At 73.0% G+C, this 15,873-nt stretch carries 15 protein-coding genes and 2 tRNA genes; 7 read left to right on the top strand and 10 right to left on the bottom strand.

Annotated features, from left to right (window positions below; all coding sequences use genetic code 11):
• Positions 1–61: 61 nt before the first annotated feature.
• A complete protein-coding gene (locus ABGB05_RS14355; protein WP_347653777.1) occupies positions 62–1,591 on the top strand; it encodes a CYTH and CHAD domain-containing protein in 1,530 nt (509 codons plus the stop codon).
• A complete protein-coding gene (locus ABGB05_RS14350; RefSeq protein ID WP_347653776.1) occupies positions 1,588–2,568 on the top strand; it encodes a bifunctional NUDIX hydrolase/histidine phosphatase family protein in 981 nt (326 codons plus the stop codon). The genes ABGB05_RS14355 and ABGB05_RS14350 overlap by 4 nt, the downstream gene beginning before the upstream one ends.
• A gap of 105 nt (positions 2,569–2,673) precedes the next feature.
• Here the strand turns inward: ABGB05_RS14350 and ABGB05_RS14345 are convergent, their stop codons facing one another.
• The 3 genes from ABGB05_RS14345 to leuC all read right to left on the bottom strand — a co-directional run bounded on the left by ABGB05_RS14345 (position 2,674) and on the right by leuC (position 5,501).
• Complete coding sequence (locus ABGB05_RS14345; protein WP_347653775.1) at positions 2,674–3,270, bottom strand: HU family DNA-binding protein; 597 nt, start codon at positions 3,268–3,270, stop codon at positions 2,674–2,676.
• A gap of 173 nt (positions 3,271–3,443) precedes the next feature.
• A complete protein-coding gene (leuD, locus tag ABGB05_RS14340) occupies positions 3,444–4,031 on the bottom strand; it encodes a 3-isopropylmalate dehydratase small subunit (RefSeq protein ID WP_347653774.1) in 588 nt (195 codons plus the stop codon).
• A gap of 15 nt (positions 4,032–4,046) precedes the next feature.
• Positions 4,047–5,501: a 3-isopropylmalate dehydratase large subunit gene (leuC, locus tag ABGB05_RS14335; RefSeq protein WP_347653773.1), complete on the bottom strand. Its 1,455-nt coding sequence runs from the start codon at positions 5,499–5,501 to the stop codon at positions 4,047–4,049.
• Between the two features lie 49 nt (positions 5,502–5,550).
• Here leuC and ABGB05_RS14330 point away from each other — a divergent pair, with 49 nt between their 5' ends.
• Positions 5,551–6,237, top strand: coding sequence for an IclR family transcriptional regulator (locus ABGB05_RS14330; protein ID WP_347653772.1), 687 nt, complete (start codon positions 5,551–5,553; stop codon positions 6,235–6,237).
• Between the two features lie 479 nt (positions 6,238–6,716).
• On the opposite strand, the gene ABGB05_RS14325 is transcribed toward ABGB05_RS14330, so the two are convergent.
• The 3 genes from ABGB05_RS14325 to ABGB05_RS14315 all read right to left on the bottom strand — a co-directional run bounded on the left by ABGB05_RS14325 (position 6,717) and on the right by ABGB05_RS14315 (position 7,914).
• Positions 6,717–6,789: transfer RNA gene (locus ABGB05_RS14325), tRNA-Glu, on the bottom strand.
• A 150-nt stretch (positions 6,790–6,939) separates the two neighbouring features.
• Positions 6,940–7,011 (bottom strand) — tRNA-Gln (locus ABGB05_RS14320).
• A 99-nt stretch (positions 7,012–7,110) separates the two neighbouring features.
• Entirely contained in the window at positions 7,111–7,914 is an 804-nt protein-coding gene (locus ABGB05_RS14315) for a fumarylacetoacetate hydrolase family protein (protein WP_347653771.1), read from the bottom strand.
• 133 nt (positions 7,915–8,047) lie between these two features.
• Between ABGB05_RS14315 and ABGB05_RS14310 the strand changes: the two genes are divergently transcribed.
• The 4 genes from ABGB05_RS14310 to ABGB05_RS14295 all read left to right on the top strand — a co-directional run bounded on the left by ABGB05_RS14310 (position 8,048) and on the right by ABGB05_RS14295 (position 12,455).
• A complete protein-coding gene (locus tag ABGB05_RS14310) occupies positions 8,048–9,715 on the top strand; it encodes a hypothetical protein (RefSeq protein WP_347653770.1) in 1,668 nt (555 codons plus the stop codon).
• 65 nt (positions 9,716–9,780) lie between these two features.
• Positions 9,781–10,404 carry a TetR/AcrR family transcriptional regulator gene (locus tag ABGB05_RS14305; protein WP_347653769.1) on the top strand — a complete coding sequence of 208 codons (624 nt, stop codon included), beginning with the start codon at positions 9,781–9,783 and terminating at the stop codon, positions 10,402–10,404.
• A gap of 102 nt (positions 10,405–10,506) precedes the next feature.
• A complete protein-coding gene (locus ABGB05_RS14300; RefSeq protein WP_347653768.1) occupies positions 10,507–11,379 on the top strand; it encodes a 3-methyladenine DNA glycosylase in 873 nt (290 codons plus the stop codon).
• A 41-nt stretch (positions 11,380–11,420) separates the two neighbouring features.
• Positions 11,421–12,455, top strand: coding sequence for an aminotransferase class V-fold PLP-dependent enzyme (locus tag ABGB05_RS14295; RefSeq protein WP_347653767.1), 1,035 nt, complete (start codon positions 11,421–11,423; stop codon positions 12,453–12,455).
• Between the two features lie 12 nt (positions 12,456–12,467).
• Here the strand turns inward: ABGB05_RS14295 and arfB are convergent, their stop codons facing one another.
• From arfB to ABGB05_RS14275, 4 genes are all read right to left on the bottom strand, one after another.
• Positions 12,468–12,887, bottom strand: a complete 420-nt coding sequence (gene arfB, locus ABGB05_RS14290; protein WP_347653766.1) for an alternative ribosome rescue aminoacyl-tRNA hydrolase ArfB — start codon at positions 12,885–12,887, stop codon at positions 12,468–12,470.
• Positions 12,888–12,905: 18 nt separating this feature from the next.
• Positions 12,906–13,775 carry a trypsin-like peptidase domain-containing protein gene (locus ABGB05_RS14285; protein WP_347653765.1) on the bottom strand — a complete coding sequence of 290 codons (870 nt, stop codon included), beginning with the start codon at positions 13,773–13,775 and terminating at the stop codon, positions 12,906–12,908.
• Positions 13,776–13,856: 81 nt separating this feature from the next.
• On the bottom strand, positions 13,857–14,816 hold the full coding sequence (locus ABGB05_RS14280; RefSeq protein ID WP_347653764.1) for a VWA domain-containing protein: 960 nt from the start codon (positions 14,814–14,816) through the stop codon (positions 13,857–13,859).
• Positions 14,817–14,873: 57 nt separating this feature from the next.
• The gene (locus ABGB05_RS14275) at positions 14,874–15,836 is read right to left on the bottom strand and encodes a DUF58 domain-containing protein (protein ID WP_347653906.1); all 963 of its coding nucleotides are present in this window, start codon (positions 15,834–15,836) and stop codon (positions 14,874–14,876) included.
• Positions 15,837–15,873 lie beyond the last annotated feature (37 nt).

Raw genomic sequence — 15,873 nt, 5'->3', positions numbered from 1 at the left:
GGCCACGCCGTCCGGACCGCGGCACCGACGCGTGGACCGGTCCCGGGACTAGGCTGGCGCGATGGTCGAGGAGGAGCGCAAGTACGACGTACCACCGGAGTTCGTGCTGCCCGACCTCGCCGACCTCGCCCCACCCGGTGGGCGGGTGGTGGAGCTCCCCCCGGTGACGCTCACCGCGACGTACCTCGACACCGCCGACCTCCGGCTGGCCCGGGCCGGTGCGTCGTTCCGGCACCGCCGGGGCGACGACCTGCCGTGGACGGTCAAGCTGCCGACCGACGCCCCGGGTGTGCGCCACGAGATCTCCCGGGCCGGCCGGGCGAAGCACCCGCCGGACGACCTGGTCGCCCTGCTCACCGCTGTCACCCGCGGCGCCGGACTGCGACCGGCGACGGTGGTCCGCACGGTGCGCCGGATCCACGAGGTACGCGACGACGCCGACCGGCTGCTGGCCGAGGTGGCCGACGACGCGGTGTCGGTGCTGGACGGCAAGCGGATCCGGTCGACCTTCCGCGAGATCGAGGTCGAACGGAAGGCCGGCGACCGGAAGCTGCTCGACCGGTTGGCGACCGCGCTGACCGGGGCGGGAGCCCGGACCGGGGAGTTCGTCCCCAAACACGTCCGGGCGCTCGGCGCGGCCGCCGGCGCCGCCCCCGACCTGGTCCCCCCGGGGGACCTGCCCGACCGGCCGACCGCCGGCGAGGTGGTCGTCGCCGCGGTGCGCCGCTCCGCGGGCCGGATCCTCGCCCACGATCCGCTGGTCCGGCTCCGCGCCCCGGTCGGCCGCGACGACACCGCCGTACACCAGATGCGGGTCGGCTGCCGGCGGCTCCGCAGTGACCTGCGGACGTTCGGGCCACTGGTCCGCAGGGAGTGGGCCCGGCCGGTCCGCGACGAACTGCGCTGGCTCGCCGGCGTGCTCGGCCAGGCCCGCGACGTCGAGGTGCTGCGGAAACGGTTGCGCCGGACCGCGGCGGCCGACCCGGTCAGTCCGCTCGACACGGCCGTGGTGGACCGGATCGACCGGGTCCTCGCCGACCGGCACGAGACCGCGCTGGCCGCCGTGGACGAGGCGCTCCGCTCGCCGCGTTACCTGGCGCTGGTCGAGACGCTGCTGGACGCGACGCGTGAGCCGCAGCTGACCGCCCGGGCGGAACGCCCGGCCGCCCGGGTGCTGCCCCGGCTGGTGGCCCGGCCGTGGCACCGGCTCACCGACGGCGACGACACCGTCGACGCCGCCGGGGACCTGGACCCGGCGGCACCGGACGAACGGTGGCACGCGGTGCGGATCAACGGCAAACGGGCCCGGTACGCCCTGGACGCGGTCGCCCCGGTGCTCGGCGGCGACGCGGCGAAACTGGCCCGGGCGCTGGCGAAGGTGCAGGAACTGCTCGGCGAGCACCAGGACGCGGCGGTCGCCGCCGAGACCTGGCTGTCGATCGCGGCGTCGGATCCGGGCGACCACCAACTGGCGGTGACCGCCGGGCGGCTCGTCGAACGGGAACGGGCGAGCGTACGCGCCGCCCGGGCCGCCTTCCCACGAGCGTGGCGCCGGACGGTGCGCGGACGTCGGACGGCGTGGTTACGGTGACGGCGAACGGGGCTGCGGCGAACGGGGCGGCGGCGGGCGGAGCGGCGGGACGGCCGGTCCGGGCGGCCGGTGGGGTGGTCTGGCGGCACTCCGGCGACCGGGTCGAGGTGGCGGTGGTGCACCGTCCCCGGTACGACGACTGGTCGCTGCCGAAGGGCAAGCTGGATCCGGGTGAACACCCGTTGACCGCGGCGGTACGCGAGGTCGCCGAGGAGTCCGACGTCCGGGCGGTGCCGCAGGTACGCCTTCCCCCGGTGCGGTACCTGATGCGCGACGGCGTACCGAAGGTGGTCGAGTTCTGGTCGATGCGGGCCGCCGGTGCCGGTGGTTTCCAGCCGGACACCGAGGTCGACGACGTACGGTGGCTGCCGCTCGACGAGGCGCTCGGACGGGTCAGCTATCCGCACGACGCCCGGGTGCTGCGGGATTTCGCCGCGCTGCCACCGGTGACGGCGGTGCTGGGGCTGGTCCGGCACGCCCACGCCGGTCAGCGTGGCACCTGGTCGGGGCCGGATGACGCCCGCCCGTTGGACGACGACGGCTGGGGTCAGGCCCGGTCGCTGGCCGGGCTGCTCGCCCTGATCCGCCCGGTACGTCTGCTCGCCGCCGGACCCCGGCGCTGTGTGCAGACGTTGCAGCCGCTCGCCGAGCTGCTCGACCAGCCGGTCGAGGTCGACTCCGCCTTCACCGAGCCGTTGCCCGGTCAGGATCCGGTGGAGAACGCCCTGGTCGCCGCCGGACGCCTGCTGGACCTGGCGGCCGCCGGCGCCCCGACCGTGGTCTGCAGTCAGGGCAAGGTGATTTCGCCCGCGCTCGTGCGGCTGAGCGCCCGGAACGGGCCCCGGTTCGCGGACGTGGACGCCGGGAACGGCTTCCGGACCGCCAAGGGTGCGGCTTGGCTGCTCGCCTTCAGTGGCGACCGACTGGTCGCGCTCAGCCACCTGGACGGCTCCGACCTCCAGCCGGCGGCACGCTGACCCGACGCGGGCCCGGCGGATCCCGTCGCGGATCCGCCGGTCCGGGCCCGGACAGCGTTGAGGGCGCCTCCGGTACGAACGGAGAGCGCCCTCAGCGGTGTGGTGTCAGCGCTTGGCGGCCTTCTTGGCCGGGGCCTTCTTGGCCGTGGTGGCCTTCTTGGTCGCCGTCGCGCGGGTGGACGTGCTCTTGGCCGCGGCCGACTTCTTCGCCGCCGTCGCCTTGGCCGTGGTCGCCTTGGCCGTGGTCGCCTTGGCCGTGGTCGCCTTCTTGGTCGCCGTGGCCTTCTTCGCCGGAGCCGTCTTCTTGGCCGTGGCGGCCTTGGCCGGCGCCGTCTTCTTGGTCGCCGCCTTCTTGGCCGGCGCCGCCTTCGTGGTGGTGGCCGTGGTCGTGGCGGTCTTCTTCGCCGCGACCGTGTTCTTCGGGGCCTTACCGCTGGCGACCATCTCCTTGAACCCGGCCCCCGGCCGGAAGGCCGGAACGGATGTCTTCTTCACCTTCACCGACTCGCCGGTGCGAGGGTTGCGGGCTGTTCGGGCACCGCGTACGCGCTTTTCGAACACCCCGAACCCGGTGATGGCCACCCGATCCCCCTTGGTGACCGCCGCCTGGACCTCCGCGAGGACCGCGTCGAGCGCCGACGTCGCCGTCTTCCGGTCTCCCAGACGAGCGGCGAGAGCCTCGATGAGCTCGGCCTTGTTCACGACTTCCCTCCCAATGTGCAACTGGACTCAACGCGAGCCATTCTGCGCGCACGGTATGCCCTGTGCCACCGGGACACAAACATCTGCTGGAAAAAACCCATTGTGTCGCAACGGATTCGCCCCCGTCGGCGAACCGACGGGGGCGAAAACGACTGTACGGGCTGGCGTTCTGGCTATGCCACCACGGGCCGGAAGGGTGATCTTTGTCCCTCGTACGCGGTGATCTCCGCCTCATGGCGGAGGGTCAGTCCAATGTCGTCCAAGCCCTCCATGAGGCGCCACCGACTGAAGTCGTCGAGCGGGAACGACCAGGTGTGCCCGCCGGCCCGGACCTCCCGGGCGGTCAGGTCGACATCGATGGAGGCGGTCGCGTCGGACTCCGCCAACTCCCACAGAGTCTCGACGGCCTTCAATTCGAGCTCAACCGGGAGGAGCCCTTCCTTGAGGGCGTTGCCCCGGAAGATGTCACCGAAGCCGGGGGCGATGACGACCCGGAACCCCCAGTCCCTCAGGGCCCACACCGCGTGCTCCCGAGACGACCCCGTACCGAACTCCGGACCGGCGACAAGAATCGACGCCCCAGAATATGAAGAATCGTTGAGAACGAATGTCGGGTCTTCTCGCCAGGCGCTGAAGAGGCCGTCGGCGAAGCCGGTTCGGGTCACCCGCTTGAGGTACACGGCCGGAATGATCTGATCGGTATCCACGTTGGACCGGCGCAGCGGAACCGCCGTACCGGTGTGCACGGTGAACTTCTCCATGTCAGGTCAGCCCCTTCACAGGTCGGCGGGAGCGGCCAGTCGGCCGGCCACTGCGGTGGCGGCGGCGACCGGTGGCGAGACGAGATGGGTACGCCCACCCCGGCCCTGCCGGCCCTCGAAGTTTCGGTTGGAGGTGGAGGCCGAGCGCTGCCCCGGCTTGAGGGTGTCCGGGTTCATCCCGAGACACATGGAGCAGCCGGCGAACCGCCACTCCGCCCCGGCCTCGGTGAAGATCTTGTCGAGGCCCTCCTGCTCGGCCGCCTCGCGCACCGCGGCGGAACCGGGGACGACAAGCATCCGTACCCCGTCGGCCACCCTGTGCCCGCGCAGCACGTCGGCGGCGGACCGGAGGTCCTCCAGCCGGCCGTTGGTGCAGGAGCCGACGAAGACCACGTCCACCGGTACGTCCCGCAGCCGGGTGCCGGGCTTGAGGTCCATGTACTCCAGCGCGCGACGGGCGGCGGTCCGCTCCGCCTCGCTGACGAACTCCTCCGGGTCCGGTACGACCTCGCTGAGCGCCGCGCCCTGCCCGGGGTTGGTGCCCCAGGTGACGAACGGGGTGATCCGGCTGGCGTCGAGCAGCACCTCGGTGTCGAACGTCGCGCCCGGGTCGGTCGGCAGGGTGCGCCAGTACTCCACCGCCGCGTCCCAGTCCGCGCCCTTGGGGGCGTACGGACGGTCCCTGAGGTAGGCGAAGGTGGTCTCGTCCGGCGCGATCATGCCGGCCTTGGCACCCCACTCGATGGACATGTTGGCGATGGTCATCCGCCCCTCCATGGAGAGTCGGCTGATCGCCTCGCCCCGGTACTCCACGATGTGGCCGCGTCCGCCGCCGGTGCCCACCTGGGCGATGAGTGCCAGGACCAGGTCCTTGGCGGTGACCCCGGGAGCCAGTTCGCCGGTGACCGTGACCGCCATCGTCTTCGGCCGGCTCTGCGGCAGGGTCTGGGTGGCGAGGACGTGCTCGACCTCGCTGGTCCCGATCCCGAACGCCAGCGCGCCGAACGCGCCGTGGGTGGCGGTGTGCGAGTCGCCGCAGACGATCGTCAGACCCGGCTGGGTGAGCCCGAGCTGGGGCCCGATCACGTGCACGATGCCCTGGTTGTCGTCGCCGAGCGGGTGCAGCTTGACGCCGAACTCGGCGCAGTTGCGACGCAGCGTCTCGATCTGGGTCCGGGACGTCGGGTCGGCGATGGTGAGCAGGTCGCCGCGCCGGGACCGAAACGACGGGTCGTCGTACCCGGTCGGGGTGTTGTGGTCCTCGGTCGCGAGCGTGAGGTCGGGGCGGCGGACCGGGCGCCCGGCCATCCGCAGACCGTCGAAGGCCTGTGGGCTGGTGACCTCGTGCAGCAGGTGCAGGTCGATGTAGAGCAGATCCGGCTCACCGTCAGCGGATCGCACGACGTGAGCGTCCCAGACCTTCTCGGCCAAGGTCCTCGGCGAGGACGGCTCTGGAGTGACTCCCACCATCTGGACATCCTAAATTCTGGGAGGTAGGTTTCGGCTTGTGGGACACAGTATGAGCGGTGTCGGCGTTCTCGACAAGGCGGTGGTCATCCTCGCGGCCTGCGTCGATGGCGCCAGCCTGGCCGAACTCGTCGATCGCACCAAGCTTCCCCGGGCCACGGCACATCGCCTGGCCCAGGCCCTGGAGATCCACCGGATGCTGGTCCGGGACACCCAGGGGCGGTGGCGCCCCGGCCCTCGTCTGGGTGAGCTGGCGAACGCCGCCCCGGACGTACTGCTGACCGCGGCCGAGCCGCTGCTCTCCGCGCTCCGGGACGCCACCGGTGAGAGCGCCCAGCTCTATCTGCGCCGGGCGGACGAACGGATCTGCGTCGCCGCCGCCGAGCGGGCCAGTGGGTTGCGGGACACCGTGCCGGTCGGTTCGGTGCTGCCGATGACCGCCGGCTCGGCCGCGCAGATCCTGCTCGCCTGGGAGCCGCCGGAGGCGGTCATGCCACTGCTCCCCCGCTGCAAGTTCACCGGCCGCACCCTGGCCGAGGTACGCCGGCGTGGCTGGGCGCAGAGCGTCGCCGAGCGGGAGGCGGGTGTGGCGAGCGTCTCCGCACCGATCCGGGACCGGACCGGCCGGGTCATCGCGGCGATCAGCATCTCCGGCCCGATCGAGCGTCTCGGCCGTCGCCCCGGCGACCGGCACGCCATGGCGGTGGTCCGGGCCGGGCAACGCCTCTCCGGCCTGTGAGCCGTACCCTCCGGCCGGGGCGGTGGTGAGCCGTACCCTCCGGCCGGGGCGGTGGTGAGCCATGGCCGCCGGCCGGAGGCGGTGGTCCGGGCGGGCGACCGCCACCCACTCCCGCCGCTACCGGCCGGTGAGTACCTCGCCGGCCGGTGACCGGCCTGGCGCGGGTGTGCCGGTCTGGCGATGACGTTTGCTGCGTGGCCTGGCCCGGCCTGGCCCGGCCGTGGCGTGTGCCGACCTGTGCTGGCCCGACCTGGCCGGAAGTCTTCCGTTTCGCCGGTCGGTCCCGCCTCGGTGTGCCATGCTCAGGCGGTAACCGCAGCGAGTGAGAAACCGCCCCCGACTGCGCCCCGGGCCGGCGCAGACCCGGCGCGGTGACCGGCGGAGGTGACCGGTCGGACAGGAACCCTGCCGGCCCGGCGGAACGTCCGCCGAGACGGCAAACGGCCCGCGTCACCGTTGGTGACGCGGGCCGCTGTCTGTAGCCCCGACCGGATTCGAACCGGCGCTACCGCCTTGAGAGGGCGGCGTCCTAGGCCGCTAGACGACGGGGCCAGGAACTTCCCTTTGTTGCCTTTGTTGCCTTTGTCGACCTCTCGGTCGACCGCGCTGAACTCTACCAGATCCAGCCCTTGTTGACCTTGGCGGCCAACGGAGCTGAACTCTACCAGATCCAGCAGCCGACACCCTTTCGGGCATCGGAAGCTGGGGTACCAGGACTCGAACCTAGACTAACTGAACCAGAATCAGTTGGGCTGCCAATTACCCCATACCCCATCGGTGCTTGTCGCACCGGAAGAGAACTTTACCGGACCCGGTGGTGGAGACCAAATCAGGTGGGTGCCGGGGCGGAAAGCCCCGCTCCGGCACCACAACTCAGTCCAGCGCGACCACCGGATTCGACAGTTCGCCAACCCCTTCGACACGCACCGTGACGGTATCCCCCGCGACGATCGGACTAACCCCCGCCGGCGTTCCGGTCAGCACCACGTCACCCGGAAGCAGCGTCATCACGTGTGAGATGTAGGACACCAGGGTCGGAACGTCGAAGACCATGTCCTTGGTCCGCCCGAGCTGGCGTACCTCCATCTCGTCGGCGTTGCGACCCACCTCACAGCGGACCTCCAGGTCGCTGACGTCGATCCCGGTGGTGATCCACGGCCCGATCGGGCAGAACGAGTCGAAGCCCTTGGCCCGGGTCCACTGCCCGTCCGACCGCTGCAGGTCCCGCGCGGTCACGTCGTTGGCGCAGGTGTAGCCGAAAATCGCCTGCGCGGCCTGGTTCCGGTCAGCCCGCCGGGCACCGGGAGGGCCGATCACGACGGCCAGCTCGGCCTCGTGCTCGACCCGCTTCGACTGCAACGGCAACCGGATCGCGTCCCGGGGGCCGATCACCGAGGTGGACGGCTTGAGGAAGAGCAGCGGCTCGGCCGGCACCTCGGCCCCGTGCTCCGCGGCGTGTTCCACGTAGTTGCGGCCGACGCAGACCACCTTGCTGGGCAGGATCGGCGAGAGCAGCCGGACGTCCGCCAGCGCCCACCGACCACCGGTGAACCGGATCTGACCGAACGGATGACCGTCGATCTCGGCCACCGTCAAACCTTCCGGGCCGGCGTCCGGGTCACCCTCGACGACGCCGAACGACATTCCTTTTCCATGAGCGAAACGAGCGATACGCACCCGGCCAATCTATCCGCCGGCGGCGCACGATACCGCAGGTGGCGTCCCCGGTCAGCGATTCGTTCCTTCCCCACCGTCCCGCGCGACGGCCCGCCTAGCGTCGGAAGCGGGAGAAATGGGAGGAGTCCTCGTGATGCCTGCATCGACCCCACTCCGCACCGCCGGAGCGGTGCTCGCCGGTTGCCTGTTCGCCACCGCCACGCCCGGCGCACCCGCGCTCGCCGACACCCCACCGATCAGCGTCGCGATGGCCAGCTCCGGAACGGGTGCGCCACGCTACGAGATCCGGGTGACCAACGAAACGGACGGCACCGTCAAGACCACCGTGCGGCAGGACCTGCCGCCGGGCACCGTCCCGGCCAGTGTCAGCGAGGGCGGACAGGCCGGCCCACCCGGCCCGGGCCGGACCGGGACCGAGGTCGTCTGGCAGGTGCAGCTCGGCGCCCGGGCCGTGGCGACGCTGAACACCACCCTCGCCAGGCCGCCCGGCAACACCGCCGTCAGCGCCCCCGCCTGCGCGTTCGTCGCCAACGGCAACCTGCCGTACGACTGCGCCACCGCCACCTGGCGCCCAGACGGCGCCGCTGCGGGCGGCTCCGGTGGTGGCGGGGTCGCGGCCGAATCGGCCGACTCCGGCCCCTGGTGGGGCGGCGCCACCGTGTGGGGCGGCGGACTCGGCCTGCTCCTGCTGCTCAGCGTGGCCGCCGCGGTGTTCTGGGCCCGCCGGCTCCGCCGCCGCCGCGCCGCCGCGGACGTCAACCGCGACGTACCGGACGACACCGGCAGCGGCCGCGCCACCACCCGGGACAGTCGGATCATCCGCCGGGTGGGACGACCGATCGCCCGGGCCACCGCCCGGGTACGGGGCGACGCGAAGATCCCGGCCCCGGCCGAGGTGCTGGCCACGACCGGCCACCGGAGCGGCCCGTCCCCAAGCTCGGACGCTCCGTCCCCGGGCTCGGACACCACGTCCCCGGGCTCGGACACCACGGACCGGGACGACGTGCTCCGGAAAGACGCGGCAGCCCCGGCGGAACGGGGGAGCGGCGCCGGTCAGGAGGGTGGGCTGGTGGGAATCGCCGGTGGTGCCCGGTACGTCGGCCGGGCGGCGATCCCGCCCCGTACCCCGGTGCCCGGTTTCGACGACGAGCCGGCGACGGACGAGCCCGACGACACGGTGGCGACGGATCAGCGGCCCGAGGAGGAGCCGGTCGAGGCGCCGAGCCGGGTGACGGCACGGGCACCGCGACCGCGTACGTCGCCGCCGATCAAGGGCGTACGACGACAACGACCGCCCGCCTGGACCGCGGTCGGGATCGCCGCCCTGGCCGCCGTCGCCCTGGCCACCGTCACCGCCTGGACCGGTTCCAGCCAGGTGAGCGCGATCAGTGGCGACCGACAGCCGTCCAGCGGGGCATGGGTGGGCCGGACGGTGGCCGGACCGCTGGGCACCAGCCTGCGGGAGAGCGCCTTCGAGTTCACCGTGTACCGGTTGGGCTGCCCGTCCGGCGCGCAGGGGTGTGAGGCGGTCGTCGGGGTGCGCAACGTCACGGACAGGAGCCAGCGCTGGCACGCCCAACTCCAGCGGGCGTACCTGCCCGGCGGCGACTGGGTCGGCGCGGACGTACCCGCCACCCGGATCGCCAACGCCGGCCGGGACCCGTTCGCCGAACCGCTGCCCGCCGGGGAACGTCTGATCGTGCCGGTGGTCTTCGCCCCGACCGGGACGACCACACCCGACCGGATCGAACTGCGCAGCGCGGTCTTCTCGGCCGGGGTCAGCGTCAACGTGCCCCGGTAGTGACAGACCGGGCGCCGGCACCGTGGTCGGCCGGCTCGTCCCACCCGCCGCCCTAGGATCGGCACATGCCTTCGGTCACCCGGCGCCGTGCGCCCGACCCTGCCCGCCACGCCCTGGTCGAGGCACAGATCCTGGCCGCCACGGAGCGCCTGCTCGCCCAGGGCACGAGCTTCACCGACCTGGGAGTACAGCGGATCGCGACCGAGGCGGGAGTGGCCCGGTCGACCTTCTACACCCACTTCCGGGACAAGTCCGAGTTGCTGATGCGGCTTGCCAACACCATGCGGACCACCGCGTTCGACGTCGCCAGCGAATGGAACCCGACGGCCGGCGCACAAGGCCTGGCTGAGGTCTTCGGCGAGATCGTCGGGATCTACCGCGAGTACGCGCCGGTGCTCACCGCGCTCAACGAGGTGGCGTCGTACGACCCGACGGTGCGGGAGTTCTGGGCCGCCGCGCTCAACCGGTTCGTCGAGAACACCGTCCGGCTGCTGACCGCCGACCAGGAGTCCGGCACCGTCCCCGCCGACCTCGACGCGGGGCACGCCGCCCGGATCATCGTGCTCGGCGGCGACCGGGCCATCTCCGAACACGTCGCGGCGACCGGCCCCGACACCAGCGGCGACGCGGCCTTCGCCCGCGAACTCGCGCTGATCTGGTGGCACGGCGCCTACCGCCGCCCCGCCTAGCGCACGACGCCCCCGCCGGCCGGGAAAACCGGACACCGCCGGGCCGGGAGAGCCGGATCCCCACCGGCCGGGAGAGCCGGAAGCCGGTCGTACCCTTGACCGGTGACCAGCGCCCTCGCCCACGGCACGCCCGCCGTGCTCGACGCGGCCGACTGGCAGGCCCGGCGGGCCGCCCACGAACGACGCGTCGACGAGTGGCTCACCCCGCACCTGGCCCGCCGCCGGGCCGGAGTCCGACACCCCGTCGAGGACTTCCTCTTCACCTACTACTCGCACCGCCCGGCCCAGCTGCGCCGCTGGCACCCGGGCGCCGGGGTGCTGCTGCGCGACGCCGACCCGGCGGAGTTCGGCGCCGACTACACCGCCGGACCCGCCGGGCTGACCCTCGACACCGGGGCGGTACGCGCCCGGCGGGCCGAGTCGGTCGAGTGGATCCGTACCCTGCTGACCCGGACCGCCCAGCGGCCCGGGCACTTCGGCTGCTTCGGGATGCACGAGTGGGCGATGGTCTACCGGCAGACCCAGGAGGAGGTACGGCACAACGCCTGGCCGCTGCGGCTGGACCCGGACCGGACCGCCGAGGTGGTGGAGAACGCCCGGATCCGGTGCAGCCACTTCGACGCGTACCGGTTCTTCACCGCACCGGCCCGGCCGCTGAACCTGCTCGTCCCGACCCGGGAAACCCAGCACGCCTTCGAGCAGCCCGGCTGTTTGCACGCGAACATGGATCTCTACAAATGGTCCTACAAGCTCTCGCCCCTGATTCCGTCGGAGCTCGTCGCCGACTGCTTCGAGTTGGCGAGACAGATCCGCACCCTCGACATGCGGGCCTCGCCGTACGACCTCGCCGATCTCGGCTATCCGCCGGTACGGATCGAGACCCCGGAAGGCCGGGCCGAGTACGCCGCCGCGCAGCGCGGCTTCGCCGAGCGGGCCGCCCTGCTGCGTACCCGCCTGCTCAGCGCCCTCGGCTGACCGGGCAAGCCCTGCCCGACCACCCGAACTACCCTGGCCCGATGGATCTCGGGACGGCGCAGGACCTCTGGGACCCGGAGCCGGGCTGGCTGAACACCGCGAGCTACGGGCTACCGCCCCGGCCGGCCTGGGACGCCTTACAGAACGCGCTCGACGACTGGCGGGCCGGCCGTACCTCGTGGGAGGGCTGGGACGCCTCGACCCGACGGTCCCGGGCCGCCTTCGCCGCCCTGCTCCGGGTGGCGGCGACCGACGTCACCGTCGGCGCCACCGTCTCCCAGCTGCTCGCCCCGGTCGCGGCGGCCCTGCCGGCCGGTGCCACCGTCCTGGTGCCGGAGGTCGAGTTCACCTCGAACCTCTTCCCCTGGCTGGCCCAGACCGGACGTGGGGTACGGGTCCGGACCGTCCCCCTCGACGACCTCGCCGACGCCGTCGACAGGAACACCGACCTGGTGGCGTTCAGTCTGGTGCAGTCCGCCGACGGCCGGATCGCCCGGTACGCGGACGTCCTGGCCGCCGCCGAGCCGCACGACGCGCTGGTGGTGGTCGACGCCACCCAGGCCTGCGGCTGGCTGCCGTTCGAGGCGGGCCGGGCCGACGTGGTCGCGGTCGGCGCGTACAAGTGGCTGATGGCACCGCGCGGCGCCGCCTTCGGCTACCTCTCCGCCCGGGTCCGCGAGCGGATGATCCCGCACGCCGCCAACTGGTACGCCGGGCAGGACCCGCACGCCGCGTACTACGGGCCGCCGCTGCGGCTCGCCGACGACGCCCGCCGGTTCGACCTCTCCCCCGCCTGGTTCTGTTTCGTCGGCGCGGCACCGGCGATGGAACTGCTCGTCGAGATCGGCCTGCCGGCGGTGTACGCGCACAACGTACGACTGGCGAACCGGTTCCGCACCGGGCTCGGCCAGCCGCCCGGCGACAGTGCGATCGTCACCGTCGACGTGCCGGACGCGGCGGAGCGGCTGGCCGCCGCCGGAGTCCGGGCGGCGGTCCGGGCCGGTCGGGTCCGCGCCTCGTTCCACCTCTACAGCACCGAACACGACGTCGACCTGGCGCTGGCCGCCCTGAGCTGAGGGCGCCCGGGGTCAGTCGGCGTCCCCGCGACGCATCTGCTTGATCTGTCCCCGACGTTTCTTGTCGGCCAGCCGCCGTTCCTTCGCGCCCCGGCTCGGCTTGGTCGCCCGCCGGGGCGGCGGCGGTGGCGCGATCGCGTCGGCCAGCAGGGCGGCCATCCGGGCCTGGGCCGCCTCCCGGTTGCGTAGTTGGGCCCGGTGCTCCGAGGCGGTGACGGTCAGCACGCCGTCGACCAGCCGGTCGCCGAGCCGCTCCACCGCGCGGGTCCGCAGCCGCTCCGGCAGCACCGCCGACCGGGCCACGTCGAAGGAGAGCTCGGCCCGGGAGTCGGTGGTGTTCACGCCCTGCCCGCCCGGCCCGCTGGACCGGGAGAACCGCCAGTTCAGCTCGGCGTCCGGGATGACGAGGCCCGGTCGGATGGTCACAACCATGTGGTCACCGTACGGCGTTCAGCCGCCCTTGCCGATGATGGTGTCCGCGGTGTGCTGCACCTGCTCGATCGGGATGGCGAACCCGATCCCGATCGACCCGCTGCCGTCGATGGTGGCGATCGCGGTGTTCACCCCGACCACCTCGCCACGGGCGTTGACCAACGGTCCGCCGGAGTTGCCGGGATTGATCGAGGCGTCGGTCTGCACCGCCGTGTGCCGGTTGTTGCCGAGCCGGACCTCACGGTCCAGGGCGCTGACGATCCCGGCGGTGACCGTGCCGTTCAGCCCGAGCGGGGAGCCGACCGCCAACACCGGCTCGCCGACCCGGGTGGTGCCCGGTTTGGCCAGCACCAGTGCGGTCAGGTTGGCGGCCGGTGGCACCCGGAGCACCGCGATGTCGCTGCGGGAGTCCCGGCCGACGAGTCGGGCCGGGAACTGCCGTCCGTCCGAGGTCTCCACCATCACCGCGCCGCCGCTCTCCCCGCCGCCACCCCGGGCCACGATGTGGTCGTTGGTGACGACGTGGTGCAGGTCGTCGAGGGCGAAGCCGGATCCGCCGGCGGACTTCCCGCCGCCGGCCACCATCACCGACACCACGCCCGGGACCACCTGCGCGGCGGCGGCGACCAGGTCGGCCGGTACGGCAGCCTGGGCCTTCGTCTGCTCGCCCGGCAGTTCCCGGCTGGCGACGTAGCCGCCGGCGAGCCCGCCGGAGACGATGGCGAGGGCGACCACGGTGAGCGCGGCGAGCAGCCAGCGCCGCCGATTCGGCGGCCTGGTCGGGTCGAACGACCCCTCGGGTACGCCGCCGGGCCGCCCGTTCGGGCCGAGATCCGGTGAGATGAACCATGGGCCGCGGGGTTCACCGAGCCCGGTCTGCACTGCCATGACTCACTCCTCGTCAGCTCGCTCCTCGTCGGGTCAGGCAACTCGACAGCTCGTCGGATCCACCGGATGCGCCGGCGGTGGTCACGGCAACCGGGAGAACCAGAGCATCGAGCCGCCCGCGGCCGCCAGGGCGAACAGCAGCCCGATGCCGATGAACCGGGCGGAGATGTCCTGCTTCTCGGTCCGGTAGCCGACCGAGGTGCCGATGTCCTCGTAGACGGCCCGCAACTCCTCGCTACTGCCCGCCTCGTGGTACCCGCCCTTGGTCTGCTCGGCGACGGCCCGCAGGGTCTGGCCGTCGACCGGCACCCGGATCGGCCGACCGCCCCGGGCCACGTACCCCGACGGGGTGCCGAACGAGATGGTGTGCACCGGTACGCCGTCCTGCACCGCCTCGTCCGCCGCGCTCATCGGATCCCGCCCGGAGGTGTTCGCCCCGTCGGAGAGCAGCACGATCCGGGCCGGCGGCGGGTCCTGCGCCCCCGGTACGTCGAACGTCCGGATCGCCTCCAACGAGGCGCCGATCGCCTCGCCGATCGCGGTCCCCTGCACCCCGGTGCTCCCCTCGGCGAGCCGCCGGATCCCGGCGTGCAGCGTCGAACGGTCGGTTCCCGGCGGCACCAGCACCGCCGCGCTGCCGGCGAAGGCGACCAGCCCGACGTTGAACTCGTCGGGGAGACTGTCGACGAACCGGTGGGCCGCCCCCTTCGCCGCCGCCAGCCGGTCCGGGTCCACGTCGGTGGCGAGCATCGAGGTGGAGACGTCGACCGCCACCATCACGGTGGCCCGTTCCCTCGGCACCCGTACGTCGGCCTGCGGTCGGGCGAAGCCGACGACGAGCAGCCCCAGCATGACCAGGAAGAGTCCCGCCGGCAGGTGGCGTCGCCAGTTCGGCCGGTCCGGAGCGACCCGGTCCAGCAACCGCAGGTTGGTGAACCGTACGGCGTACCGGCTGCGACGCCGCTGGAGGAAGACGTACCAGATGCCGAGCCCCAGCACCCCGAGGAGCAGCAGTAGCCGCTCCGGCGACTCCCAGCTCATGCCTCCCCCTTCGACCAGCCGATTCGCTCGCTCACGTCATCTCCTCGCTCCGCTCGCTCATGCCGCTCCCCTCGGCGCCGCCGGACGGGCCGGGGCCCGGGGCGCGCCGGCGAGTCGACGCTGGAGGTGGACGTGGCGGACGATGTCCGCGGTCCAGTCCCGGTCGGTACGCAGCGGCAGGTGGGCGGCGCCGCTGCGGCGCAACGCGTGCCGGACCAGGTCGGACTGCCGGGCGGCGGCCTCGGCGAACCGTCGGCGGAGCCGCCGGTCGGAGGTGGCGACCTCCCGGCGGCGCCCGGTCTCCGGGTCGACCAGGGTGATCACACCGACGTCCGGAAGCTCCAGTTCGCGCGGGTCGACGACCTCGACCGCGAGCACCTGGTGCCGGGCGGCGAGGCGGCGGATCGGCACCTCCCAGGCCGGCGTACCGGTGCTGTCGTCCGGCAGGCCGTCGAGGAAGTCGGAGACGACCACCACCAGGCCCCGCTTCGGAGCGGCCCGGTGCAGGGCGGTGACCGCCTCGGCGAGCGGCTGCGGGTAACCGCCGGCCTCGCCGCGCGGGGCGGCGAGCAGCGTGCCGAGCAGGCCGAGTAGGTGCGCCCGGCCGCTGCGGGCCGGCACCCGCCGCAGCCCGGTCCCGTCCAGCAGGTACGCGCCGAGTCGGTTGCCGATCCCGGCGGTCAGGAAGCCGACCGCCGCGACCGCCGCGACGGCGAGTTCGCGCTTCTCCAGCTCGGCGGTGCCGAAGTCCATGCTCGGCGTCGAGTCGACCAGCAGCCAGGTGGAGAGTTCCCGGTCGGCGTCGACCTCCTTGACGTGCGGCAGTGTGGTCCGGGCGGTCACCGCCCAGTCCATCCGACGTACCTCGTCCTCACCCGGGCGGTACTCCCGGCTGCCGGCGAACTCGCTGCCCGGACCGGGCAGCAACCCCAGGTACTGGCCGTGCAGCAGCCCGTCGAGCCGGCGGGTGACCAGCAGTTCCAGCCGGCGCAGGCGCTGTTCGGGCGCCAACTGTCGCAGCGTCGGCTCCCCCGGGCCCGGCCAGCTCCGACCGTCG

The organism is Plantactinospora sp. B5E13 (assembly GCF_039871775.1).
GTDB lineage: Bacteria > Actinomycetota > Actinomycetes > Mycobacteriales > Micromonosporaceae > Plantactinospora.
The sequence above is the reverse complement of the archived record's forward strand: the minus strand, read 5'-3'. Positions and strand labels throughout refer to the sequence as shown.

What these genes read in the sequence shown, in the direction of transcription:
- ABGB05_RS14285 (WP_347653765.1), bottom strand. Translation starts at nt 13,775, where the DNA reads ATGGCAGTGCAGACCGGGCTCGGTGAACCCCGCGGCCCATGGTTCATC.
- leuD (WP_347653774.1), bottom strand. Translation starts at nt 4,031, where the DNA reads ATGGAGAAGTTCACCGTGCACACCGGTACGGCGGTTCCGCTGCGCCGG.
- ABGB05_RS14280 (WP_347653764.1), bottom strand. Translation starts at nt 14,816, where the DNA reads ATGAGCTGGGAGTCGCCGGAGCGGCTACTGCTGCTCCTCGGGGTGCTG.
- ABGB05_RS14295 (WP_347653767.1), top strand. Translation starts at nt 11,421, where the DNA reads ATGGATCTCGGGACGGCGCAGGACCTCTGGGACCCGGAGCCGGGCTGG.
- leuC (WP_347653773.1), bottom strand. Translation starts at nt 5,501, where the DNA reads ATGGTGGGAGTCACTCCAGAGCCGTCCTCGCCGAGGACCTTGGCCGAG.
- ABGB05_RS14330 (WP_347653772.1), top strand. Translation starts at nt 5,551, where the DNA reads ATGAGCGGTGTCGGCGTTCTCGACAAGGCGGTGGTCATCCTCGCGGCC.
- ABGB05_RS14355 (WP_347653777.1), top strand. Translation starts at nt 62, where the DNA reads ATGGTCGAGGAGGAGCGCAAGTACGACGTACCACCGGAGTTCGTGCTG.
- arfB (WP_347653766.1), bottom strand. Translation starts at nt 12,887, where the DNA reads ATGGTTGTGACCATCCGACCGGGCCTCGTCATCCCGGACGCCGAGCTG.
- ABGB05_RS14305 (WP_347653769.1), top strand. Translation starts at nt 9,781, where the DNA reads ATGCCTTCGGTCACCCGGCGCCGTGCGCCCGACCCTGCCCGCCACGCC.
- ABGB05_RS14310 (WP_347653770.1), top strand. Translation starts at nt 8,048, where the DNA reads ATGCCTGCATCGACCCCACTCCGCACCGCCGGAGCGGTGCTCGCCGGT.